Below are 19681 nucleotides of genomic sequence, written 5' to 3'. Positions count from 1 at the left end.
CCGGACGTTACGCCTCAAATGAGATTGTTATTCTGATTCGTTTGGTTCGACCGCGACGTACCCGTCGTCGTTCCGCTCTGCCACCCCGAACAGCACCGCCCAGTCGAGCAACCGCTCGACGCGAGTCTGCCAGCGCGACTCCCACCCGTCGGGGTCGCGGTGGCGTTCCCACCGCGGGACCGTCGGCTCGAACGCCTCGAACACGTCACCCGTCGAACGCGGCTCGTCGCCGAGGGCGTCGAGAACCTCCCGCGCGCCGAAGACGCGTTCGACGAAGGCGTCTTTGAGTTCCTCTTGTTGCCAGTCGTCGCGGACGCGCTCGAAGCCGCGACTCACTTCGCGGGCGAGTCCGAGCGATTGACAGAAGACAAGCCAGTCGCGGCCCTCGTCGGGTGTCACGTCGAGTCGCTCGGCGACGCGGCCGCAACAATCGTCTTCGGACCCCGGAATCAGCGGTACCGCGGCGTGGGCGTTCCACAGTCTGTCGAGGGAGTCCGGCGCTGGCGGGACCGGCTTTCGCCTCACAGCTCGAAGGATTCTGCGAGGATGTCCTCGTCCGTCTCGCCGAGCGTGTACGTCGGCCCGTCGATGACGTCGATAGTGACCTGTGCGGGACCGAATACGTCGGGGTCGACCTCGCCGAAGTCCCAGTCGGCGTCCTCGAAGAGTTGCTCGAACGGGACGCCGTGGTTCGGGCCGGCGGTCGAAATCACGTGTTCGAAGTCGTCGAAATCCTCAGTGACGGTCACGTGAACGCGCCCGCCGTAGGCGACGGCGTCGTTCGTTCGGCCCATCGCAACGCTCTCGTCGTAGCTGACGGGCGCGAGCGGTGCAGACCCGCTGATAGAGACGACGTTCGTCGGCTCATAGCCCGCCTCGAAGAGGTTGAACATCGCCAGCTCGGCGGCGCGAGCCGCGCCCGTGACGCTCCCGACGAGCGACCCGGTGGCGTACGTCGGCAGGAAGACGGCGCTCGGTTCGAGACCGGTCATGTCGGCGACGTGCTCGGCCACCTCGTCGGTCGGCAGTTCGATGCTCTCGACGGCGAGGACCGTCAGGTCGAACTCGTCGTAGTAGCCGAGGTTGTGATATTCTTCTTCTTCGCCGACGAGCGCGCGGGCGGGACCGGAGCCGAGTCCGTCGAAGTCGTCGAAGACGAGTTCCCATCCCGCTTTCTGCGAGCAGAGAAGGGCGAGCGCGGGGCGGTCAGTGGAGAGTTCGACGTAGGGGCGGGGCGTCCCGGCGACATCACCCATTCGGGTCTGTACGGTTGCGAGACCCGCAGTTTGAATCTCCGCGAGGAGCATCCCCGCTTCGACACCGCCGTCGGCATCGACGCCGAAGTCGATGACCGTCGCACCCGAGTCGAGTTCGTAGCCCTCGATGCCGAGTTCACCGGCAAAGTCGAGCGCCTCATCGACCAGTTCGATGGCCATCCGATTGATGCTGTCCATGCGGGTCGATTGCTCGTCTTCAGGTAAAGGGTTTGTCAGTCGGATACCCCCCGATGCGCGTGGACGTGTCTCGGAGCATCCGGTTCCGTCGGCGACCGTCCGGACCGCGTTATTCGCGTTCTCGTTTCGCAGTTCTCCCGAGGTGTGCTTCGACTGCGGCGACCTTGTCGGCGGCGCGCTGATCGGTCGTTCGTTTGTCGTCTACCTTCAGAAACGTGCTCACGCGGTCGCCATCGACGGCTTTGTGGGCCGCGCCGACGGCCGCGAGTAGTTCGTCGATATCTGCCGCCTCGATGACCGTCCCCATCGGATTCGTCTCGTAGGAGACGTCGAAGTCGTCGAGCGCGGCGACCGCCTTCGCAACTTCGCCGGACATGCTATCTTCGATAACCGGTGCGACGCTCAACATGGCGATAACCGTCATGGTCGGTTGCTCGTCGTACTAGTAGGTAAAACGAGGTGTGAGTCATTCACGCACATCGTGTCGGAACCGGCGAGTCTATGACCGCGAATGGCATCGGATACCGGTATGTTCCAAAGCGGACTCATTCGACTGGCGTTCGTCTTCGCGGCGAACGTCGTCGGTGGCGTCACACTTGGGTCGGTCGTCGGGGGACGGGTCGGCTACACTGTCGAGTGGATGATTACCGGGGCCATCTTGGGTATCGCAGTCGCTGTCTTCGCCGCCCAGCGATAACTCACACGAGCAAAAAGCTGGGGTGCGGGCGCTCCGGCGTTCTTTTTCTCCGTCGCCGACGTATTCGAGTCCATGAATCCACGCGCAACCCGAGCGCTCACGCTCGGCCGAGCAATCGCCTACGAGGTGCGCGCCGAGCGACTGACGTTCATGGCGGGAAGTATCGCCTATGGTGCTTTCGTCTCGCTTCTCCCGCTTTTCCTGCTCGTCCTCGCGGCCGTCTCCGCCACCGGTAACGGGTCGCTCAGACAGAGCGTCATAGCCGTTATTCAGTCCGTGTTGACGCCGGGTGCCGGCTCGATTATCGTTGCCGAACTCGAATCCTCGACGCAACTTGCGAGTCTCTCGGTCGTCGGGGTGTTGGTTCTCGTGTGGGGGACGCTCCGAATCTTCCGCGGGCTCGACACCGCCTTCTCCGACATCTACGAATCCGAGGCCGCGAACACGTTCGCCGACCAAGTCACCGACGGACTCCTCGTGTTCGTCACCGTCGCACTCGCCGTCGTCGCTGGCGCGTTCATCGAATCGACCCTGCCGGCGCTCGACGGCGCGCTCGGTTGGGTCGTCTACCGTGGACTCCTCGTCGCCGTTCTCTTCGTGACGTTCTATCCGATGTACTACATCTTCCCCGACGAGGACGTGACATACACCGAAGTCGTCCCCGGGACGCTCGTTGCCGCCGTCGGGCTGACGACCTTCGAGTCGCTATTTCGGCTCTACGTCCAGTTTAGCAGTCGCTCACCGGAATCGAGCGTCGTCGCCGGGATTCTCGTGCTTCTGACGTGGCTCTACTTCAGCGGTCTCGTTATCCTCCTCGGCGCGGCCGTGAACGCCGTCCTCTCGAACCGGTCTCGGGACGTGAACGTCCGCCCGCTCTTCGGCGGCGTGCCTCTCGACTCGAACGACGGTAACACCACGCGTCGAAACGTCGTCACGGCCATCCAGCGTCTCGACCACCTCGTCGCCGACAACCCGACCGAAGACGTCGAAGTCCGCGTCGGCGACGAGACAGTCGTCGTCCCGCGTCCCGAGAAACTCGTCGTCGATACCGATACCAACAGGTTCCTCCCGGAGGGACCGGTCCGATTGGAGTTTCGATGGTCGTCGTGGCCGGACAGTCAAGACGACTGACGGCGACTATTATGCCGTGGGAGAGCATATGTTTGTGTATGGCTATCAAGACACCTGCACAGCCGACACGACCGCTCGAACCGGACCGTCCGCTGTGGGAAGCCGTCGAAACCAGTCCGACAACGGCGTCTCGGGCGGTTTCCCCGCCCACCGTCGTCGAACACCGGCAGTTGAGCCAGAAAGACTTCGGAGAGGCCCGGTTGGTCTGGCGATGCGACGAGTGTGGCGAACTCGGCTCTCTGACCGCATTCCCGACCGCGTGTCCGGGGTGTGACGCCGGACGCGAAGCGCTGTTCTACTGTACCGAAGATTGAGTTCGGTGCGACGCGGCACCACCTCGGTATCGACCGCGACCGTTTTCTTTCCGGCCATCAACCGGCGGGTATGTACCTCTCTCATCCGGTTCGTCGCATGCGCGACGACCCACTCGAAGCCGAAACCGCGGAACTCCGGGTCGAACCCGTTGACGACGACGCGCGAGCGAGACTGTCCGACTACGTCTGCTCACTCGGCGGGTCGGTCGAACGAGAACTGCAGTTCGGCGGCGTCGTCGTCGCGCTCGACGAGACGAACGTCTCCGCACTCTGTGAATTCGATGGTATCGAGCGAATCGAGACTGTCGATACACTCGGTTACTGATTCTCCGCCCACGCGTGCGTAGCGATGATGTCAACCAATTAGTATTGAGCGCCGAACAGTGACGTATGGTCTCTACAGAAACTCGGAGTCTAACGACTCCTCGTTTGGTTCCGTTCAGAAAGTGCGTCGGCTGGGATTTGAACCCAGGTTGTGACCATGGCAAGGTCACGTGATACCACTACACTACCGACGCATGTGGTGGAAGTGCGCTGGCTGGGATTTGAACCCAGGTTGTGACCATGGCAAGGTCACGTGATACCACTACACTACCAGCGCATTCCGCGTGTTCTGTGGCGTACTACTGCGTTACTCGATAGTGTCGGGTTGATAAATAAGACTTGCGAAACGGGGGAGAAATCGGACGACAGCGCGGCACCTGCTACCATGTAAGATTCCGGTTTTGGGACCTGTCCCGAATCGTGTAATTCACTGTCATGCGTTTTTCGCCAATACGCCCACAAACTGGTGCGTGGGACCTTCTATCACCCCAGATTTGATTCGCTACTCTTTTAGGTAGGCCCCCGGTACAAACGCCACAGTCTAGACGAGACGAGGATGAATCCGGCATGAAACTCAGCGTACTCGTGCCGACCTCACTCGTCCGGGAAGCCGAAGATCAACGCGAGGCAACTCGCAAACTCGGCTACGTCGCCCGCGCGGCGGCGGTCTTCCGGGCGGATGAACTCGTCGTCTTCCCCGACGAAGACGGCGAAAACAAGTGGGGCGGTGAGTTCGTCGAAACCGTACTTCGGTACGCCGCAACGCCCCCTTACCTCCGAAAGGAGGCGTGGGGCAAGCGTGACGAACTTCGGTACGCTGGAATTCTGCCACCGGTCCTGGTATCGTCTACGACCGCGGGCGACTCTGACGAGACGCCCGCGTTGCGAGAAGGAATCGTGACCGAGGTCGGACCTGACGACCGCGTTCGGGTCAATTGCGGAATGCAACACCCGGTCTCCCTGTTCACCCCTCCGGGGATGAACGTTTCAAAGGGGGAGCGCGTCGCTGTCAGGATCTCTTCGCGAGAACCGGTCCGTGCGAGGATCGTCGATGAACCCCTTCCGGGGTTCGACGTATCCCGCATGGACCTCACGGAAGCACTCGGCAGGCCAGATGCGGGCGTGCGAATCGCCACGTCTCGCTATGGCGAGTCGCTGTCGGTCCCCCGACTGGGCGACCTGACGGCCCGCATCACCGATGCCGGCGGTATGACCGTCGTCTTCGGTTCTCCCGGCCGTGGGCTTCCGGACATGCTCGGGATGTCTCCCGAGGATGTTGCAGACGTCGAACCTTCCGTTGGTCCGGGGTTCGACCTCTGGCTCAATACGATTCCGCGACAGGGAAGCGACGTGGTGCGAACTGAAGAAGCGATGTTCGCGTCACTCGCCTCCCTGACACTCACGGAGTGAATCCATGCCACAACCAAGCAGACCACGAAAAGGCTCGATGGGCTTTAGCCCGCGCAAGCGAGCGGTCAAGGAGGTCCCACGCATCAAGTCGTGGCCGTCCGACGATGGCTCCCCTGCGCTGCAGGGCTTCGCTGGCTACAAAGCCGGTATGACCCACGTCATGATGGTCAACGACGAGGCCGACTCCCCCCGCGAGGGAATGGAGGAGTCCGTGCCCGTGACCGTCGTCGAGACGCCGCCAATGCGCGCCGTCGCCCTTCGCGCCTACGAGCAGACGCCGTACGGTATGAAGCCGAAGACCGAGGTCTGGGCGAGCGAGTTCCACGACGAACTCGACCGCGTCCTCGATCTTCCGGCGGAAGACACGTTCGAATCGGACGCCGACGCACTTCGAGAGGCCGTCGAGGCCGGCGAAGTCGATGACCTTCGCGTCATCACGCACACGGTCCCGTCCGAACTCAAGAACGTCCCCAAGAAGAAGCCCGACGTGATGGAGACTCGCGTCGGCGGCGGCTCCATGGTGGAGCGCGCCGACTTCGCCCTCGACCTCGTTGCCGAGGGCGGCGAACACGAGATGTCCGACGTGTTCCGTGCTGGCGAGTATCTCGACGCCGCCGGTGTCACGAAGGGTAAGGGTACGCAGGGTCCCGTCAAGCGATGGGGCGTCCAGAAGCGTAAGGGCAAGCACGCCCGCCAGGGCTGGAGACGCCGTATTGGCAACCTCGGCCCCTGGAACCCGTCCCGTGTCCGTTCCACGGTTCCGCAGCTCGGTCAGACTGGCTACCACCAGCGCACCGAACTCAACAAGCGTCTCATCGACCTCGGTGAGGGAGACGAGGCCTCTGTCGAAGGTGGTTTCGTCAACTACGGTGAGGTTGACGGCTCTTACGCGCTCGTCAAGGGCTCGCTTCCGGGCCCCAACAAGCGCCTTCTGCGGTTCCGCCCGGCCATCCGGCCGAACGACCAACCGCGCCTCGACCCCGAGGTGCGCTTCGTCTCTACCGCATCGAACCAGGGTTAAACCATGCAGGCAACTATCCGAGACCTGAACGGCGACGACGCGGGCAGTATCGACCTGCCCGAGGTCTTCGAGACGGCATACCGTCCGGACCTCATCAAGCGTGCTGTCATCGCCGCACAGGCAAACCGAAAACAGCCGTACGGTGCCGACCCCTACGCCGGACTTCGAACCCCGGCAGAGTCCATGGGCAGTGGCCGTGGTATGTCCCACGACCCACGCCAGAATGGCGTCGCCCGACGCGTCCCGCACGCCGTCTCCGGCCGTCGCGCTCACCCGCCGAAGGCCGAGAAGGACCAGGGGAAGGAGATCAACACGAAGGAGCGCAAACTCGCCGTCCGCTCGGCGCTCGCCGCGACGACGGAGCCCGAACTCGTCGCAGAGCGCGGACACCGCTTCGACGACGACCTCGAACTGCCGCTTGTCGTCTCCGACGACTTCGAGGACCTCGTCAAGACCAAGGAGGTCGTTGACCTCCTGCAGACGCTCGGCGTCTACGACGACATCGAGCGCTCCGAGGACAACAAGAAGGTGAAGGGTGGCCAAGGAAAGCTCCGGGGCCGCAAGTACACTCGTCCGAAGTCGATTCTCTTCGTGACGTCCGAAGGGCCTTCGAAGGCCGCTCGTAACCTCGCCGGCGTCGATGTCGCCACCGCGGCGAACGTCTCCGCCGAGGACCTCGCGCCCGGTACGCACGCCGGTCGCCTCACCCTCTTCACCGAGAGTGCTATCGAGGAGGTCGCAGAACGATGAGCATCATCGAGCACCCGCTGGTCACCGAGAAAGCGATGAACCAGATGGACTTCCAGAACAAGCTCCAGTTCATCGTCCACGTTGACTCGACGAAGTCCGACGTGAAGGACGAAGTCGAGTCGCGCTACGACGTGACCGTCGAGAAAGTCAACACGCAGGTCACGATGAAAGGCAAAAAGAAAGCAACAGTTCGTCTCTCTGAAGACGACGACGCGCAGGAAGTCGCGTCGCGTATCGGGGTGTTCTAACGATGGGACGCCGAATTCAGGGCCAGCGTCGTGGTCGCGGTTCGTCCACCTTCCGGGCGCCGTCGCACCGCTACAAGGCCGAACTGTCGCACAAGAAGTCCGAAGAGAAAGACACCATCACGGGCACGGTCGTCGGCATCGAGCACGACCCCGCACGCAGTGCGCCCATCGCCCTCGTCGAATTCGAGGACGAACAGCGCATGATTCTCGCGCCCGAAGGAATTTCTGTCGGCGAAGAGCTTCAGATCGGCGTTTCAGCCGAAATCAAGCCCGGCAACACGCTGCCGCTCGCCGAGATTCCTGAAGGTGTCCCCGTCTGTAACGTCGAGCGTCAGCCCGGCGACGGCGGGAAGTTTGCCCGCGCCTCCGGCGTCAGCGCACAGTTGCTCTCGCACGACCGCGAGGTCGCAATTGTGAAGCTCCCGTCGGGGCAGGTCAAGCGCCTCAACCCCAACTGCCGAGCCACCATCGGCGTCGTCGCCGGTGGCGGCCGCACGGAAAAACCGTTCGTCAAGGCAGGGAAGAAGCACCACAAGATGAAAGCGCGCGGTATCAAGTGGCCGCGCGTGCGTGGTGTTGCTATGAACGCCGTTGACCACCCGTTCGGTGGCGGTGGCCGGCAACACCCCGGTCAGCCGAAGTCCGTCTCGCGGGACGCCCCGCCGGGACGGAAGGTCGGTGACATCGCCTCCAAGCGCACCGGTCGCGGTGGGAAGGGAGGTAACTAATCATGAGCACGCAATACCGTACTGGCCGCGAAGGTGAGTTCACCTACCGTGGCTACACGCTCGAAGAGCTGCAGGATATGGAGCTCGACGAAGTCGCGGAACTGCTCCCCGCTCGTCAGCGGCGAACTATCACCCGTGGCCTGTCGACCGAACACGAGAAGTTGCTCGCGAAGGCAGAGGACAAGACGGAAGAGGAGACGGCAAACGCGCCAATCCGCACGCACCTGCGTGACATGCCGATTCTCCCCGAGTTCGTCGGTCTCACCTTCGCCGTTTACAACGGTCAGGAGTTCGAGCGCGTTGAGGTTGAACCCGAGATGATCGGACACTACCTCGGCGAGTTCCAGCTGACCCGAACGTCGGTCGAGCACGGCCAGGCCGGCATCGGCGCGACCCGGTCTTCGAAGTTCGTGCCGCTCAAGTAAACCATGGGAATCAACTACAGCGTCGAGGCCGACCCGGACACAACGGCCAAGGGTATGCTCCGGGACCGGCCCATCAGCCTCAAGCACAGCAAGGCCATCTCCCGCGCCATCAAGGGGATGCCCGTCGCCGACGCCGAGGAGTACCTCGAAGCCGTCATCGACGGCGAGCGGTCGGTTCCGTTCAAGCAACACAACTCCGGTGTCGGTCACCGAAGCGACATCGAGGGCTGGGACGCAGGACGATACCCTGAGAAAGCGTCCAAGGCGTTCCTCGAACTCCTCGAGAACGTCCGCAACAACGCGACCGAACAGGGATTCGACGGCCCAGCTATGGAAATCAAGCACGTCGCCGCCCACAAGGTCGGCGAACGTCCGGGTCGCAAGCCCCGCGCCTTCGGCCGGGCAGACCCGTGGAACACCCCAATCTGTGACGTCGAACTCATCATCGAAGAGGTCGAGGAATAATGGCTGACGAACACCAATTCATCGAAAACGGACTGCAGCGGTCCCAGATCGACGAGTTCTTCGCAGAGGAACTCGGTCGCGCCGGATACGGCGGCATGGACGTCGCCAAGACGCCGATGGGCACCCAAATCGTGCTCAAGGCCGAAAAGCCCGGAATGGTCATCGGTAAGGGCGGAAAGAACATCCGCAAGGTGACCCGCGAACTCGAAGAGCGGTTCAACCTCGACGACCCGCAGATCGACGTGCAGGAAGTCGATGAGCCGGACCTCAACGCCCGGATCGTCGCCGACCGCCTCGCCAACGCGCTCGAACGCGGCTGGTACTTCCGTAAGGCGGGTCACACGACCATCGACCGTATCATGGACGCCGGTGCCCTCGGTGCCGAAATCGTCCTCTCCGGTAAGGTCACTGGTGCCCGCTCCCGCGTGGAGAAGTTCAACCGCGGCTACATCAAGCACAACGGTGAGCCAGCCCAGGAGATCGTTGACGAAGGCCAGGGCGTCGCCGTCATGAAGCTCGGCACCATCGGTGTCACGGTCAAGATCATCCCGCCGGGTGCCAAGCTCCCCGACGACTTCGAAGTCGAGGAAGACGCGGACCCCGAAGCGGTCGAACAGATAGAAGAGACCGAAAGCGTCGAAGACCTCCTCGAAGAGGAACCGGAAGAGATTCCGGATGTCTCCGAAGACGCAGTCGATGAGACGGACGCACTCGACGAGGAAGTCGTCGAGGAAGCGGCCGTCGAAGCAGTCGAAGAGGAAGTCGTTGACGAAGACGGAGACGAGGAAGTCGTCGAGGAAGAAGTCGTCGAAGACGACGAACTCGACGAAGACGTCGCCGAAGAGGCGGCCGACCTCGTCGCCGAGATGGAAGACGACGAAGAAACGGAGGAAGAATAAATGGCGATCCTCTACACGGAAGAGATTCGCGACATGACGCCCGCAGAGCGGGTTGCCGAGCTCGAAGAGCTTGAGACCGAACTGCTCAACGCGAAGGCCGTTCAGGCCGCGGGTGGCGCGCCGGAAAACCCCGGCCGCGTCTCTGAACTGAAAAAGACCATCGCCCGAATCAAGACGATTCAGGGCGAAGAAGGCGACCTCGACGAAGAATAAAATGCCACTCACACCCGAGACCCTCACGCGACACGAGCTCAACGGCCTCCACGTGGAGGTCGTAGACGCGGCGAACGCCGACTTGGTCGGCATAGCCGGTCGCATCGTCGTCGAGACGATGCACACGCTCATGGTTGACGACGGTTCTCGGGTGCGGCAGGTGCCAAAGCGAGGGGCGACCTTCGAATTTGAGATTCCGCGTACAGATGAAGCCGCCGATGCCACGAAGGCGTCGGGGACCACGTCCAAACTTCGGTCAGATACTACTGGCGGATTTGATGCCAGTCAGTCTGGTCGGCACGCCGACTCATCATCGGCAGCTTCCCATTCTGGGAATTGCGAGGGCGTGGCCTACGTTACGGTGGATGGCGCACAACTGCTCTCACGACCCGCCCTGCGCACCGAAACAATAGGTGACTCGAAATGGCGATAGGACTTGACGTTCCACAGCCCCCGGAACCCGACGACCCGGAGGCATACGACTATGAGAAGTGTCCGTTCTACGGCTCGCTCTCTGTCCGGGGTCAGACCCTGGAAGGGACAGTCGTCTCGACGGACATGGCAAAGACCGTCATCGTCGAGCGGGAGTACGACGTATTCGTTCCGAAGTACGACCGCTACATGAAGCGACGTTCCCGCATCCCGGCACACGTGCCGGGCGTGCTCGACGACGTCGCTGTCGGTGACGAAGTAACGATTGCAGAGACCCGCCCCCTCTCGAAGACGAAATCTCACGTCGTTGTTGAGATTATCGGAGGTGACGAGTGATGGAAGCGCTCAAAGCAGACATCACCAAGGGCGTCGCTCGCGGCTCGCTGGTCACGTGCGCCGACAACACCGGTGCTCGTGAACTCAAGATCATCAGCGTCGCGGGTTACTCCGGCACGAAGAACCGCCACCCCAAGGCAGGCATCGGGGACAAGGTGACCGTTTCCGTCACCAAAGGTACCCCCGAGATGCGCCGCCAGGTGCTCGAAGCCGTCATCGTCCGCCAGCGGAAATCCATCCGCCGGCCGGACGGGACGCGTGTGAAGTTCGAGGACAACGCCGCCGTCATCATCGACGAGATGGAAGAGCCTCGCGGGACCGAAATCAAGGGTCCCGTCGCACGCGAAGTGGCCGAGCGCTTCGGGAGTATCGCATCGACGGCTACGATGATTGTATAGTATGACTCGACAACCGCGCAAACAGCGAACTCAGATTCGCGACGCGCCGCTCCACGAGCGGCAAAAGCAGGTCCGCGCACCGCTGTCGGCCGATCTCCGCGAGGAGTACGGCACCCGTAACGTCCGCGTCAACGCAGGCGACACGGTCGAGGTTCTCCGCGGCGACTTCGCTGGTGAAGAAGGCGAAGTCACCGAGGTTGACCTCACAGATGCCGTCATCTTCGTTGAGGACGTCACCGTGGCGAAAGCAGACGGTGAGGAGGTCGCACGCCCGCTTCAGGCCAGTAACGTCCGCGTGACGGAACTGGACCTCGAAGACGACGTGCGCGAGGCCCGACTCAAGGAGGATAACGAATGACTCGACACCAGAAGCGACTGTCCGTACCGAAGTCCTGGCCGGTCGAGCGCAAGACAGGCACGTTCACGGTCAAAGCCGGAGCGGGTCCGCACGGCGAAGCGGGGGTCCCCCTGCTCATCGTCCTGCGCGACGTGCTCGGCTACGTGGACTCGAAGAAGGAAGCCAAGTACGCCCTGAACCACCAGAGCATTCTGGTCAACGGCGACGCGGCTTCCGACGTTCGCCGTCCCATCGGGATGTTCGACATCCTGGCGTTCGTCCAGCGTGAGGAGTACTACCGCGTCTTCCCCGACGAGGGTGGCCGTCTGGCGCTCACCCCCATCGACACCGACTCGGCATCGAGCCGTCTCGGCAAGATCGTCAACAAGACGCAGGTCTCCGGCGGAAACTTCCAGCTGACACTGCACGACGGTTCCACGCTCGTCGTCGAAGACGCATCGGAGTACAGCGGCAAGGACTCCATCGTCGTTGACAACGAGACGAAGGAAATCGTCGCTCACTTCCCCTACGAGGAAGGCGCACTCGTGACCGCCGTTGACGGCAGTCACGCAGGCGAAATCGGAGAAATCTCCGAAATTATCGTCACGCCTGGAAGCGGAAACAACTCCGTCGTCGTCGAAACCGAGGACGGCGAGTTCGAGACCGTCGAACAGTACGTCGTCGTCAGCGACGAGAACTTCACGGGTGATGACGAATGAGCGAGGCTGAATTCCACGAGATGCGCGACCCGCGCATCGAGAAGGTCGTCGTCCACATGGGCGTCGGCGAAGGTGGTCGAGAACTCGCAAAAGCCGAAGACATCCTCGAAGAGATCACCGGCCAGGAGAGCGTTCGTACGATCTCCGGCCGTGCTTCGCAGGACTTCGGCGTCCGTCGCGGCGAACCCGTCGGCGCGAAGGTCACCCTCCGCGGTGACAATGCCGTCGAGTTCCTCGAAACCGCACTCCCAATCGCGGACCTCTCGCCCTCGTCGTTCGACGAGACTGGTAACTTCGGCTTCGGCGTCGAAGAACACACCGAGTTCCCGAGCCAGGAGTACGACCCGCAGATCGGTATCTACGGACTGGACGTGACGGTCAACCTCGTCCGCCCCGGCTACCGTGTGAAAAAGCGCGACAAGCGTTCCCGACAGATTCCGTCGTCCCACCGGATGACGGTCGAGGACGCCGTCGCGTTCATCGAATCCACGTTCGACGTGGAGGTTGAAGAATGAGCGATAGCGAAACAGAACAGACGGGCGAGCACGCATCCCGCCGCACCGGCCAGGAGAACGAGTGCCGACGCTGCGGTCGGAAACAGGGACTTGTCGGCAAGTACGACATCAACCTGTGCCGCCAGTGCTTCCGAGAGATCGCCCGCGAGATGGGATTCAAGAAGTACCGATAAGAATGGCTGACAACGACCCACTCAGTAGCGCGCTTTCCGGTGTGGATAACGCCGAGAGCGTCGGACACCTGTCCCACGAGATCCAGCCCGCCTCCAACATCATCGGCTCCGTCCTCGAGGTCTTCTACGACCGCGGGTACATCGACGGCTTCGAGTTCGTCGATGACGGTAAAGCCGGTCTGTTCGAGGTTGAACTGAAAGGCGCAATCAACGATTGTGGCGCCGTCAAGCCGCGGTATTCCGCCGGCGCTGACGACTTCGAGAAATGGGAGAAGCGTTTCCTTCCCGCCCGTGACTACGGTGCGCTCATCGTCACAACGAGCCACGGCGTCATGAGCCACTACGAGGCCCGCGAAGAGGGCATCGGTGGCCAGATCATCGCCTACGTCTACTAGAACAATGAGCCGAATAGAAATCGAAATCCCGGACGAGGTATCCGCCGAGGTCAAAAATCTCGAACTTACCATCGAGGGCTCCAGCGGAAGTGTCACCAAGCGCCTCTGGTACCCGAACGTCTCGGTCTCCGTCGAAGACAGCGCTATCGTCATCGAAAGCGATGTCGAAAACGCGAAGACCAACGCGACGATCGGTACCTTCGAGAGCCACGTGAACAACATGCTTCACGGTGTCACTAACGGATGGGAGTACCAGATGGAAGTTCACTACGCTCACTTCCCGATGCAAGTGAACGTCGAAGGCGACGATGTCGTCATCAAGAACTTCCTCGGCGAGAAGTCTCCGCGACGAACGGAAATTCGCGGCGACACAGACGTACAGGTAGACGGCGAATCGGTCACCCTCACGGGTCCCGACAAAGAAGACGTCGGGCAGACCGCCGCCGACATCGAACAACTCACTCGCGTCAAGGACAAGGACACTCGCGTGTTCACAGACGGCGTGTACATCACCCAGAAACCGGAAACCGGTGATGCCTAATGTCGGAAGAAATCAGCGAACTCGAAGACATCAGCGGTGTCGGCCCATCGAAGGCCGACGCGCTCCGTGACGCAGGCTTCGAGAGCGTCGACGACGTGCAGGCCGCGAGCCAGTCCGAACTGGCCGAGGTTGACGGCATCGGCAACGCGCTCGCCGCGCGTATCAAAGCCGACGTCGGTGGTCTCGAAGTCTCCGAAGAGGCTGAGGCCGAAGTCGAAGACGAGTCTGAAGCCCCAGAAGAAGAGCCAGAAGAAGACGTCGAAACGGAGCTTCGACCCCGCGGTCACGCGGACAAGAAGCCCCAGCTCGACGACGAAACTGCGGAAGCCCTGGCGCAGAAGCGCCGCGAAGGCAAGCCGCAATTCAACCGACAGGACTACCACAAGAAAAAGCGCACGCCCACGTCGTGGCGTCGCCCTCGTGGTGGCCTGTCCAAGCAACGTCGCGGTATCAAGGGCAAGGGCCCGAAGGTCGAAGCGGGTTACCGCACGCCGAAGGCCGCCCGAGACCTGCACCCGTCCGGCTTCGAGGAAATCCGCGTGTTCAACACGGACGACCTCGAAGGCATCGACGGTGACACGCAGGCAGTTCGTATCGGCTCCTCGGTCGGCGCGCGCAAGCGCGAGCGCATCGAGGAAGTGTGCGAGGACCGCGAGATTCGCGTTCTCAACCCCACCTACGTCGAAGTCGAGGTGGATAACTGATGACGGACCTGAAAGCACAGAAGCGAATGGCCGCCGACGTCCTCGACGTTGGCAAGAGCCGCGTTTGGTTCGACCCCGACGCACAGTCCGACATCGCGGAGGCCATCACGCGCGAAGACATCCGTGAACTCGTTGACGAGGGCACGATTCGCGCCAAGGACGCAAAGGGCAACTCCAAAGGTCGCGCACGCGAGCGCGCCGCCAAGCGTTCCTACGGTCACCGCAAGGGTGCCGGCTCCCGCAAGGGTCGTTCCGGCGCTCGACAGAACAAGAAAGACGCATGGGTCAGCCGAATCCGCGCCCAGCGCCGTCGCCTGAAGGAGCTTCGGGACGAAGGTACGCTCGACCGTACCCAGTACCGAGCGATCTACAACAAGGCGTCCGGTGGCGAATTCGACAGCGTGGACCGGCTTGAAGCATACATCCAGAACAACTACCAGGTGGAGATTCAATAATGGCGACCGGACCACGATACAAGGTTCCGATGCGGCGTCGCCGCGAAGTCCGGACGGACTACCATCAAAGGTTGCGCCTGCTGAAATCGGGCAAGCCCCGCCTTGTTGCTCGCGTGAGCAACAAGCACGTCAGGGCGCAGCTGGTCACTCCGGGCCCGCAGGGCGACGAGACCCACGCTGCAGCGACCTCTGCCGACCTCGCCGAGTACGGCTGGGAAGCCCCAACGGGCAACCTCCCGAGCGCGTACCTAACGGGGTATCTGGCAGGTATCCGCGCGCTGGCCGCCGGCGTCGAGGAAGCGGTCCTCGACATCGGCCTCAACACGGCCACGCCCGGAAACAAGGTCTTCGCGGTGCAGGAGGGTGCTATCGACGCTGGCCTCGAAATCCCCCACAACGACGCAGTACTCGCTGACTGGGACCGCAACCGCGGTGTCCACATCGCCGAGTACGCAGAGCAGCTCGACGAGCCGCTCTACAGTGGAGACTTCGATGCCACGAACCTCCCCGACCACTTCGATGAAGTGCTCGGGAACCTTCAGGAGGACGAATGAGCAGAGATAACAACGGCTGGGAGCCGCGAACGCGGCTCGGCCGCATGGTGCAGAACGGCGACGTCACGTCGATGGACCACGCGCTCGAGACCGGGCTTCCGCTCAAGGAGCCCCAAATCGTCGACCAACTCCTTCCGGGGATGGACGACGAAGTGCTCGACATCAACATGGTTCAGCGCATGACCGACTCCGGCCGCCGGGTGAAGTTCCGGTGTGTCGTCGCAGTCGGGAACCGTGACGGCTACCTCGGCTACGCTGAGGCCCGCGACGATCAGGTCGGCGGTGCCATCCAGAAAGCCATCGAGGTGGCGAAACTGAACATTATCAAGGTAGACCGCGGCTCGGGTTCGTGGGAAGACCGCGCAGGCGGCCTCAACTCCCTCTCGCGCAAAGCAGAGGGGAAGGCCGGCTCCGTGACGGTCCGTATCATCCCCGCCCCGCAGGGTCTCGGCCTCGCGGCCGCAGAGACCGTTCGCAACATCCTCGAACTCGCCGGTGTCCAGGACGCCTGGACCAAGAGTGACGGGAACACGCGAACGACGGTCAACCTCGCAAAAGCGACCTACAACGCGCTCAAGAACGCGTCGCAGTCCCGGACGCCGCGACGCGCTCGTGAGATTCGACAGGAGGTGCGCGAATAATGCAGGCTATCGTACAGATTCGCGGTGAGGTAAACATCTCACAGGACATCCAGGACACGCTGACGATGCTCAACATCCACCGCGTGAACCACGCGACGTTCGTGCCGGAAACCGACGCCTACCGCGGAATGATCACGAAGGTCAACGACTTCGTCGCACACGGCACGCCGAGTGTCGATGTCGTCGAGACTCTCATCCGCACGCGCGCCGAGCCTGAATCCGGCTCCGGAGACATCACCGACGAGTGGGTCTCCGAGAACACCGACTACGACGACGTTACTGCGCTCGCGCAGGCGCTCGTCGATGAGGAGACGACGCTCCGCGACCAAGGCGTCTCTCCCGTGCTCCGTCTGCACCCGCCGCGTGGCGGTCACCGCGGACAGAAGCACGTCACCAAGGAGGGTGGCCAGCTCGGTAAACACGAGACCGAACAGATCGACGAACTCCTGGAGGCAATGCGATGACGTCTAAGAAGCGACGCCAACGCGGCTCCCGAACGCACAGTGGCGGTACCCACAAGAACCGGCGTGGCGCCGGTCACCGTGGCGGTCGCGGCCGTGCTGGACGCGACAAACACGAGTTCCACAACTACGAGCCACTCGGCAAACACGGCTTCAAGCGACCGGACACCCTGCAGGACACCGTCGCCGAAGTCAAGATTCAGAAGCTCGACGAGGACGCGGCGCTCCTCGCGGCTGACGGAGTCGCCGAGAAAGACGGTGACGCGTACACGATCGACGCCCGTGACGTCGCCGAAGACGGCTGGGAAGCGGACGTCGTGAAGGTACTTGGTGGCGGACAGGTTCGCAACGAACTGAACGTCGTCGCCGACGCGTTCACCGCCGGTGCCGTCGAACTCATCGAAGAGGCAGGCGGCAGTGCCGACCTCTCCGAACGCGCAGAAGAAGCGGCCGAGGCAGAGGCGGAAGCCGAAGCCGACGCTGACGAGGACGACGAGGAATAAATCATGGGATGGAAGGACGCCGCCGAACCAGTGCTGGCGCGGATGCCCGCAGTCGCCCGTCCGGAGGGACACGTACCGTTCCGCCGGAAGCTCGGGTGGACGGGTGGCATCCTCGTTCTGTACTTCTTCCTGACGAACGTGACGCTGTTCGGTCTCGAAACGGGGACCGCGAACGACCTCTTCGGTCAGTTCCGGTCCATCTTGGCCGGACAGCAGGGCTCGGTGCTCCAACTGGGTATCGGCCCAATCGTCACGGCGAGCATCGTCCTACAACTGCTTGGCGGTGCTGACCTGCTCGGGCTCGACACGGACAACAACCCGCGCGATCAGGTCCTCTATCAGGGCCTACAGAAGTTGCTCGTCGGGGTCATGATTGTCCTGACGGGCCTGCCGATGGTGTTCGCTGGCGGTTTCCTGCCGGCCGACCAAGCCGTAGCGTCTTCGCTCGGCATCGGTACGGTCGGCGTGAAGAGTCTCATCTTCGCGCAAATCGCCGTCGGTGGTGTCCTCATCCTGTTCATGGACGAGATCGTCAGCAAGTGGGGCGTCGGCTCCGGTGTTGGACTGTTCATCATCGCCGGTGTCAGCCAGCAGCTCGTCGGTGGGCTGTTCAGCTGGCAGGGACTCGGCGGTGCGTCGGGCCTCTTCCCGACGTGGATCGGCATCGCAACTGGTGCCGTGAGCCTGCCGTCCGCGCCGGACGACCTGCTTTCGACCCTCTTCCTCGGCCAGGGACAACTGCTCGCGCTCGTCACGACGCTACTCATCTTCGGTATCGTCGTGTACGCCGAAAGCGTCCGCGTCGAGATTCCCCTCTCGCACGCTCGTGTGAAGGGGGCTCGCGGTCGCTTCCCGGTCAAACTCATCTACGCGAGTGTCCTGCCGATGATCCTCGTCCGCGCCCTGCAAGCGAACATCCAGTTCCTCGGGCGCATCCTCAACAACCAGTGGGCGGGAATGCCCGCATGGCTCGGCCAGTACGCGAGTGGACAGGTCACAGGTGGCCTGTTCTACTACGTTGCACCCATCCAGTCGCGGTCTGACTGGATGTGGTTCCTCGGTCTCACGTCGGCCGACCCACTCGACATTGCGATTCGCGTGCTCATCGACCTCGGATTCATGATCGTCGGTGGCGCGGTGTTCGCAGTGTTCTGGGTCGAGACGACGGGTATGGGCCCCGAGTCAACTGCACAACAGATTCAGAACTCCGGGATGCAGATTCCTGGGTTCCGACGCAACCCGCAGGTCATCGAGAAGGTCATGGAACGGTACATCCCACAGGTGACCGTTATCGGTGGCGCACTCGTCGGCCTGCTCGCCGTCATGGCGAACATGCTGGGAACCATCGGTGCTGTCTCCGGGACGGGGCTGTTGCTTACGGTCTCCATCACGTACAAACTGTACGAGGAGATCGCAGAGGAACAGCTCATGGAGATGCACCCGATGATGCGCCAGATGTTCGGAAGCGAATAACAGACCTGAGACCTCAGGTCTCGATTCGCTGACTCGACGGCGACTCATTTTTATCGAATTCAAACCGTGAGGGGTGCACCTGGCTGGTTCTGTGGTACGTTCACGCTCTCGTCCATAGACGAGGGAGACGACAATCCGGCCATTTTTCACACTCCATCGAGGAGGAAGACGGGATGCACGACGGGCGACTCGCACTCGACATCGAGACGGCCAGTCCGAACGGAGCGCCGACGGATTTCCGGAACACCGAAGACTTCGAGTTGGTCGCGGTCGGTCTCGGATTCGTCGTCGGCGACGGCGACCCGGAAGTCGAAGTCGTGCTCCGCGAGGGTGATTGGGGCGTCGAGCACACGGCTGACCTCCTCCGGACCGTGGTGAAGTGGTGCGAGACCCGCAGTGGCCCGGTCGTCACCTACAACGGCGAGTACTTCGACGAACACCACCTTCGAGCGTGGGCCGAGCAGGTGGCGCGAGAGGGCGTCTGGACCGACGCGCCGGAGCGCGTGGACTCGCTTTTCTCTGACCACATCGACCTCGGGTCGCTTGCCGCCGACGCGTACCCCCACGCAGTCCGAGAGAACCGCGAGATTCCGGCGCTGTGGAAGGCGTGCAAAGAAGCAGGCATCGACCAACCGACGGTCTGGTACGAAGAGTACGATTTTCCGTCGGGCTACCTCGACCGCCTCGGTATCGAAGACAAACACGTCAAGGGTGCACACGTCGGCGAGGCACTCGGAGAAGCGTACGTCGATGGTGTCGTCGCCGGCATCGACCACACGCACACACACGCTGAACTCACCCGACTACTCGTCGAGTACGCCGCTGGCGACATCGAGCCACTCTTTTCGCTCTACGACGCCCTTCGGCAGGCAGACGCACACGCCTAAGCCGGACACCGACCACCGAGAACAGATACCGCGTTCTTTCTGTCTCGCGGCAAACGTTTAGCCGCCGGGTGTCGTATC

At 62.4% G+C, this 19681-nt stretch carries 33 protein-coding genes and 2 tRNA genes; 30 read left to right on the top strand and 5 right to left on the bottom strand.

Features of this window, described 5'->3' with window-relative positions:
- Nucleotides 1-27: 27 nt before the first annotated feature.
- The 3 genes from C440_RS10145 to C440_RS10135 form a co-directional block, all read right to left on the bottom strand.
- Nucleotides 28-525: a hypothetical protein gene (locus C440_RS10145; RefSeq protein ID WP_008320359.1), complete on the bottom strand. Its 498-nt coding sequence runs from the start codon at nucleotides 523-525 to the stop codon at nucleotides 28-30.
- Complete coding sequence (mch, locus tag C440_RS10140) at nucleotides 522-1454, bottom strand: methenyltetrahydromethanopterin cyclohydrolase (RefSeq protein WP_008320358.1); 933 nt, start codon at nucleotides 1452-1454, stop codon at nucleotides 522-524. The genes C440_RS10145 and mch overlap by 4 nt, the downstream gene beginning before the upstream one ends.
- Before the next feature lie 109 nt (nucleotides 1455-1563).
- Nucleotides 1564-1878: an MTH1187 family thiamine-binding protein gene (locus C440_RS10135; RefSeq protein WP_008320357.1), complete on the bottom strand. Its 315-nt coding sequence runs from the start codon at nucleotides 1876-1878 to the stop codon at nucleotides 1564-1566.
- An 87-nt stretch (nucleotides 1879-1965) separates the two neighbouring features.
- On the opposite strand from C440_RS10135, the gene C440_RS10130 reads away from it, so the two are divergent.
- The 4 genes from C440_RS10130 to C440_RS10115 all read left to right on the top strand — a co-directional run bounded on the left by C440_RS10130 (nucleotide 1966) and on the right by C440_RS10115 (nucleotide 3921).
- Entirely contained in the window at nucleotides 1966-2151 is a 186-nt protein-coding gene (locus C440_RS10130) for a hypothetical protein (protein WP_008320356.1), read from the top strand.
- Nucleotides 2152-2223: 72 nt separating this feature from the next.
- Nucleotides 2224-3282: a YihY/virulence factor BrkB family protein gene (locus C440_RS10125; protein ID WP_008320355.1), complete on the top strand. Its 1059-nt coding sequence runs from the start codon at nucleotides 2224-2226 to the stop codon at nucleotides 3280-3282.
- Nucleotides 3283-3320: 38 nt separating this feature from the next.
- Nucleotides 3321-3596, top strand: coding sequence for a DUF7130 family rubredoxin-like protein (locus C440_RS10120; RefSeq protein WP_008320354.1), 276 nt, complete (start codon nucleotides 3321-3323; stop codon nucleotides 3594-3596).
- Between the two features lie 70 nt (nucleotides 3597-3666).
- On the top strand, nucleotides 3667-3921 hold the full coding sequence (locus tag C440_RS10115) for a hypothetical protein (protein WP_049915671.1): 255 nt from the start codon (nucleotides 3667-3669) through the stop codon (nucleotides 3919-3921).
- A gap of 122 nt (nucleotides 3922-4043) precedes the next feature.
- Here C440_RS10115 and C440_RS10110 read toward each other — a convergent pair.
- Nucleotides 4044-4114, bottom strand: a tRNA-Gly gene (locus C440_RS10110).
- A 12-nt stretch (nucleotides 4115-4126) separates the two neighbouring features.
- Nucleotides 4127-4197, bottom strand: a tRNA-Gly gene (locus C440_RS10105).
- A gap of 290 nt (nucleotides 4198-4487) precedes the next feature.
- Between C440_RS10105 and C440_RS10100 the strand changes: the two genes are divergently transcribed.
- From C440_RS10100 to C440_RS09975, 26 genes are all read left to right on the top strand, one after another.
- Nucleotides 4488-5330: a putative RNA uridine N3 methyltransferase gene (locus C440_RS10100; protein WP_008320351.1), complete on the top strand. Its 843-nt coding sequence runs from the start codon at nucleotides 4488-4490 to the stop codon at nucleotides 5328-5330.
- Between the two features lie 4 nt (nucleotides 5331-5334).
- The gene (locus C440_RS10095; RefSeq protein WP_008320350.1) at nucleotides 5335-6351 is read left to right on the top strand and encodes a 50S ribosomal protein L3; all 1017 of its coding nucleotides are present in this window, start codon (nucleotides 5335-5337) and stop codon (nucleotides 6349-6351) included.
- Between the two features lie 3 nt (nucleotides 6352-6354).
- Nucleotides 6355-7101, top strand: a complete 747-nt coding sequence (rpl4p, locus tag C440_RS10090) for a 50S ribosomal protein L4 (RefSeq protein ID WP_008320349.1) — start codon at nucleotides 6355-6357, stop codon at nucleotides 7099-7101.
- Entirely contained in the window at nucleotides 7098-7349 is a 252-nt protein-coding gene (locus C440_RS10085; RefSeq protein ID WP_008320348.1) for a 50S ribosomal protein L23, read from the top strand. The genes rpl4p and C440_RS10085 overlap by 4 nt, the downstream gene beginning before the upstream one ends.
- Before the next feature lie 2 nt (nucleotides 7350-7351).
- Nucleotides 7352-8077 (top strand): 50S ribosomal protein L2, encoded by a 726-nt coding sequence (locus C440_RS10080; RefSeq protein ID WP_008320347.1) that lies wholly within the window; start codon nucleotides 7352-7354, stop codon nucleotides 8075-8077.
- Between the two features lie 2 nt (nucleotides 8078-8079).
- Nucleotides 8080-8502: a 30S ribosomal protein S19 gene (locus C440_RS10075; protein ID WP_008320346.1), complete on the top strand. Its 423-nt coding sequence runs from the start codon at nucleotides 8080-8082 to the stop codon at nucleotides 8500-8502.
- A 3-nt stretch (nucleotides 8503-8505) separates the two neighbouring features.
- On the top strand, nucleotides 8506-8967 hold the full coding sequence (locus C440_RS10070; protein WP_008320345.1) for a 50S ribosomal protein L22: 462 nt from the start codon (nucleotides 8506-8508) through the stop codon (nucleotides 8965-8967).
- On the top strand, nucleotides 8967-9866 hold the full coding sequence (locus C440_RS10065) for a 30S ribosomal protein S3 (protein ID WP_008320344.1): 900 nt from the start codon (nucleotides 8967-8969) through the stop codon (nucleotides 9864-9866). Before C440_RS10070 ends, C440_RS10065 begins: the two co-directional genes overlap by 1 nt.
- Nucleotides 9867-10079, top strand: a complete 213-nt coding sequence (gene rpmC, locus C440_RS10060) for a 50S ribosomal protein L29 (RefSeq protein WP_004060028.1) — start codon at nucleotides 9867-9869, stop codon at nucleotides 10077-10079.
- A gap of 1 nt (nucleotide 10080) precedes the next feature.
- Nucleotides 10081-10512, top strand: a complete 432-nt coding sequence (locus tag C440_RS10055) for a ribonuclease P protein component 1 (protein ID WP_008320342.1) — start codon at nucleotides 10081-10083, stop codon at nucleotides 10510-10512.
- On the top strand, nucleotides 10503-10847 hold the full coding sequence (locus tag C440_RS10050; RefSeq protein WP_004060026.1) for a 30S ribosomal protein S17: 345 nt from the start codon (nucleotides 10503-10505) through the stop codon (nucleotides 10845-10847). Before C440_RS10055 ends, C440_RS10050 begins: the two co-directional genes overlap by 10 nt.
- Entirely contained in the window at nucleotides 10847-11245 is a 399-nt protein-coding gene (locus C440_RS10045) for a 50S ribosomal protein L14 (RefSeq protein ID WP_004042597.1), read from the top strand. The genes C440_RS10050 and C440_RS10045 overlap by 1 nt, the downstream gene beginning before the upstream one ends.
- A gap of 1 nt (nucleotide 11246) precedes the next feature.
- The gene (rplX, locus tag C440_RS10040) at nucleotides 11247-11603 is read left to right on the top strand and encodes a 50S ribosomal protein L24 (RefSeq protein WP_008320340.1); all 357 of its coding nucleotides are present in this window, start codon (nucleotides 11247-11249) and stop codon (nucleotides 11601-11603) included.
- Nucleotides 11600-12301 (top strand): 30S ribosomal protein S4e, encoded by a 702-nt coding sequence (locus C440_RS10035; protein WP_008320339.1) that lies wholly within the window; start codon nucleotides 11600-11602, stop codon nucleotides 12299-12301. The genes rplX and C440_RS10035 overlap by 4 nt, the downstream gene beginning before the upstream one ends.
- A complete protein-coding gene (locus tag C440_RS10030) occupies nucleotides 12298-12816 on the top strand; it encodes a 50S ribosomal protein L5 (RefSeq protein ID WP_008320338.1) in 519 nt (172 codons plus the stop codon). The genes C440_RS10035 and C440_RS10030 overlap by 4 nt, the downstream gene beginning before the upstream one ends.
- The gene (locus tag C440_RS10025; RefSeq protein ID WP_007543099.1) at nucleotides 12813-12989 is read left to right on the top strand and encodes a 30S ribosomal protein S14; all 177 of its coding nucleotides are present in this window, start codon (nucleotides 12813-12815) and stop codon (nucleotides 12987-12989) included. The genes C440_RS10030 and C440_RS10025 overlap by 4 nt, the downstream gene beginning before the upstream one ends.
- 2 nt (nucleotides 12990-12991) lie before the next feature.
- Complete coding sequence (locus C440_RS10020; RefSeq protein ID WP_008320335.1) at nucleotides 12992-13384, top strand: 30S ribosomal protein S8; 393 nt, start codon at nucleotides 12992-12994, stop codon at nucleotides 13382-13384.
- A gap of 4 nt (nucleotides 13385-13388) precedes the next feature.
- Nucleotides 13389-13925, top strand: a complete 537-nt coding sequence (locus C440_RS10015; protein WP_008320334.1) for a 50S ribosomal protein L6 — start codon at nucleotides 13389-13391, stop codon at nucleotides 13923-13925.
- The gene (locus C440_RS10010) at nucleotides 13925-14629 is read left to right on the top strand and encodes a 50S ribosomal protein L32e (protein WP_008320333.1); all 705 of its coding nucleotides are present in this window, start codon (nucleotides 13925-13927) and stop codon (nucleotides 14627-14629) included. Before C440_RS10015 ends, C440_RS10010 begins: the two co-directional genes overlap by 1 nt.
- Nucleotides 14629-15084: a 50S ribosomal protein L19e gene (locus C440_RS10005; protein WP_008320331.1), complete on the top strand. Its 456-nt coding sequence runs from the start codon at nucleotides 14629-14631 to the stop codon at nucleotides 15082-15084. Before C440_RS10010 ends, C440_RS10005 begins: the two co-directional genes overlap by 1 nt.
- Nucleotides 15084-15638, top strand: coding sequence for a 50S ribosomal protein L18 (locus C440_RS10000; protein ID WP_049915666.1), 555 nt, complete (start codon nucleotides 15084-15086; stop codon nucleotides 15636-15638). Before C440_RS10005 ends, C440_RS10000 begins: the two co-directional genes overlap by 1 nt.
- The gene (locus C440_RS09995; protein ID WP_049915664.1) at nucleotides 15635-16279 is read left to right on the top strand and encodes a 30S ribosomal protein S5; all 645 of its coding nucleotides are present in this window, start codon (nucleotides 15635-15637) and stop codon (nucleotides 16277-16279) included. The genes C440_RS10000 and C440_RS09995 overlap by 4 nt, the downstream gene beginning before the upstream one ends.
- A complete protein-coding gene (locus tag C440_RS09990) occupies nucleotides 16279-16743 on the top strand; it encodes a 50S ribosomal protein L30 (protein ID WP_008320327.1) in 465 nt (154 codons plus the stop codon). The genes C440_RS09995 and C440_RS09990 overlap by 1 nt, the downstream gene beginning before the upstream one ends.
- Entirely contained in the window at nucleotides 16740-17243 is a 504-nt protein-coding gene (locus C440_RS09985) for an uL15m family ribosomal protein (RefSeq protein WP_008320326.1), read from the top strand. The genes C440_RS09990 and C440_RS09985 overlap by 4 nt, the downstream gene beginning before the upstream one ends.
- Before the next feature lie 3 nt (nucleotides 17244-17246).
- On the top strand, nucleotides 17247-18716 hold the full coding sequence (gene secY / locus C440_RS09980; RefSeq protein WP_008320325.1) for a preprotein translocase subunit SecY: 1470 nt from the start codon (nucleotides 17247-17249) through the stop codon (nucleotides 18714-18716).
- A 173-nt stretch (nucleotides 18717-18889) separates the two neighbouring features.
- On the top strand, nucleotides 18890-19603 hold the full coding sequence (locus C440_RS09975; protein WP_008320324.1) for a 3'-5' exonuclease family protein: 714 nt from the start codon (nucleotides 18890-18892) through the stop codon (nucleotides 19601-19603).
- The last annotated feature ends 78 nt before the right edge of the window (nucleotides 19604-19681 follow it).

It is taken from the genome of Haloferax mucosum ATCC BAA-1512 (assembly GCF_000337815.1).
GTDB classification, from domain to species: domain Archaea; phylum Halobacteriota; class Halobacteria; order Halobacteriales; family Haloferacaceae; genus Haloferax; species Haloferax mucosum.
This window is presented reverse-complemented; position numbering and strand designations above follow the sequence as displayed.

Excerpts from the sequence above, each read along its gene's own strand:
- mch (WP_008320358.1), bottom strand. The coding sequence starts at position 1,454 with ATGGACAGCATCAATCGGATGGCCATCGAACTGGTCGATGAGGCGCTC.
- C440_RS10135 (WP_008320357.1), bottom strand. The coding sequence starts at position 1,878 with ATGACGGTTATCGCCATGTTGAGCGTCGCACCGGTTATCGAAGATAGC.
- C440_RS10130 (WP_008320356.1), top strand. The coding sequence starts at position 1,966 with ATGGCATCGGATACCGGTATGTTCCAAAGCGGACTCATTCGACTGGCG.
- C440_RS10125 (WP_008320355.1), top strand. The coding sequence starts at position 2,224 with ATGAATCCACGCGCAACCCGAGCGCTCACGCTCGGCCGAGCAATCGCC.
- C440_RS10120 (WP_008320354.1), top strand. The coding sequence starts at position 3,321 with ATGGCTATCAAGACACCTGCACAGCCGACACGACCGCTCGAACCGGAC.
- C440_RS10115 (WP_049915671.1), top strand. The coding sequence starts at position 3,667 with ATGTACCTCTCTCATCCGGTTCGTCGCATGCGCGACGACCCACTCGAA.
- C440_RS10100 (WP_008320351.1), top strand. The coding sequence starts at position 4,488 with ATGAAACTCAGCGTACTCGTGCCGACCTCACTCGTCCGGGAAGCCGAA.
- C440_RS10095 (WP_008320350.1), top strand. The coding sequence starts at position 5,335 with ATGCCACAACCAAGCAGACCACGAAAAGGCTCGATGGGCTTTAGCCCG.
- rpl4p (WP_008320349.1), top strand. The coding sequence starts at position 6,355 with ATGCAGGCAACTATCCGAGACCTGAACGGCGACGACGCGGGCAGTATC.
- C440_RS10085 (WP_008320348.1), top strand. The coding sequence starts at position 7,098 with ATGAGCATCATCGAGCACCCGCTGGTCACCGAGAAAGCGATGAACCAG.
- C440_RS10080 (WP_008320347.1), top strand. The coding sequence starts at position 7,352 with ATGGGACGCCGAATTCAGGGCCAGCGTCGTGGTCGCGGTTCGTCCACC.
- C440_RS10075 (WP_008320346.1), top strand. The coding sequence starts at position 8,080 with ATGAGCACGCAATACCGTACTGGCCGCGAAGGTGAGTTCACCTACCGT.
- C440_RS10070 (WP_008320345.1), top strand. The coding sequence starts at position 8,506 with ATGGGAATCAACTACAGCGTCGAGGCCGACCCGGACACAACGGCCAAG.
- C440_RS10065 (WP_008320344.1), top strand. The coding sequence starts at position 8,967 with ATGGCTGACGAACACCAATTCATCGAAAACGGACTGCAGCGGTCCCAG.
- rpmC (WP_004060028.1), top strand. The coding sequence starts at position 9,867 with ATGGCGATCCTCTACACGGAAGAGATTCGCGACATGACGCCCGCAGAG.
- C440_RS10055 (WP_008320342.1), top strand. The coding sequence starts at position 10,081 with ATGCCACTCACACCCGAGACCCTCACGCGACACGAGCTCAACGGCCTC.
- C440_RS10050 (WP_004060026.1), top strand. The coding sequence starts at position 10,503 with ATGGCGATAGGACTTGACGTTCCACAGCCCCCGGAACCCGACGACCCG.
- C440_RS10045 (WP_004042597.1), top strand. The coding sequence starts at position 10,847 with ATGGAAGCGCTCAAAGCAGACATCACCAAGGGCGTCGCTCGCGGCTCG.
- rplX (WP_008320340.1), top strand. The coding sequence starts at position 11,247 with ATGACTCGACAACCGCGCAAACAGCGAACTCAGATTCGCGACGCGCCG.
- C440_RS10035 (WP_008320339.1), top strand. The coding sequence starts at position 11,600 with ATGACTCGACACCAGAAGCGACTGTCCGTACCGAAGTCCTGGCCGGTC.
- C440_RS10030 (WP_008320338.1), top strand. The coding sequence starts at position 12,298 with ATGAGCGAGGCTGAATTCCACGAGATGCGCGACCCGCGCATCGAGAAG.
- C440_RS10025 (WP_007543099.1), top strand. The coding sequence starts at position 12,813 with ATGAGCGATAGCGAAACAGAACAGACGGGCGAGCACGCATCCCGCCGC.
- C440_RS10020 (WP_008320335.1), top strand. The coding sequence starts at position 12,992 with ATGGCTGACAACGACCCACTCAGTAGCGCGCTTTCCGGTGTGGATAAC.
- C440_RS10015 (WP_008320334.1), top strand. The coding sequence starts at position 13,389 with ATGAGCCGAATAGAAATCGAAATCCCGGACGAGGTATCCGCCGAGGTC.
- C440_RS10010 (WP_008320333.1), top strand. The coding sequence starts at position 13,925 with ATGTCGGAAGAAATCAGCGAACTCGAAGACATCAGCGGTGTCGGCCCA.
- C440_RS10005 (WP_008320331.1), top strand. The coding sequence starts at position 14,629 with ATGACGGACCTGAAAGCACAGAAGCGAATGGCCGCCGACGTCCTCGAC.
- C440_RS10000 (WP_049915666.1), top strand. The coding sequence starts at position 15,084 with ATGGCGACCGGACCACGATACAAGGTTCCGATGCGGCGTCGCCGCGAA.
- C440_RS09995 (WP_049915664.1), top strand. The coding sequence starts at position 15,635 with ATGAGCAGAGATAACAACGGCTGGGAGCCGCGAACGCGGCTCGGCCGC.
- C440_RS09990 (WP_008320327.1), top strand. The coding sequence starts at position 16,279 with ATGCAGGCTATCGTACAGATTCGCGGTGAGGTAAACATCTCACAGGAC.
- C440_RS09985 (WP_008320326.1), top strand. The coding sequence starts at position 16,740 with ATGACGTCTAAGAAGCGACGCCAACGCGGCTCCCGAACGCACAGTGGC.
- secY (WP_008320325.1), top strand. The coding sequence starts at position 17,247 with ATGGGATGGAAGGACGCCGCCGAACCAGTGCTGGCGCGGATGCCCGCA.
- C440_RS09975 (WP_008320324.1), top strand. The coding sequence starts at position 18,890 with ATGCACGACGGGCGACTCGCACTCGACATCGAGACGGCCAGTCCGAAC.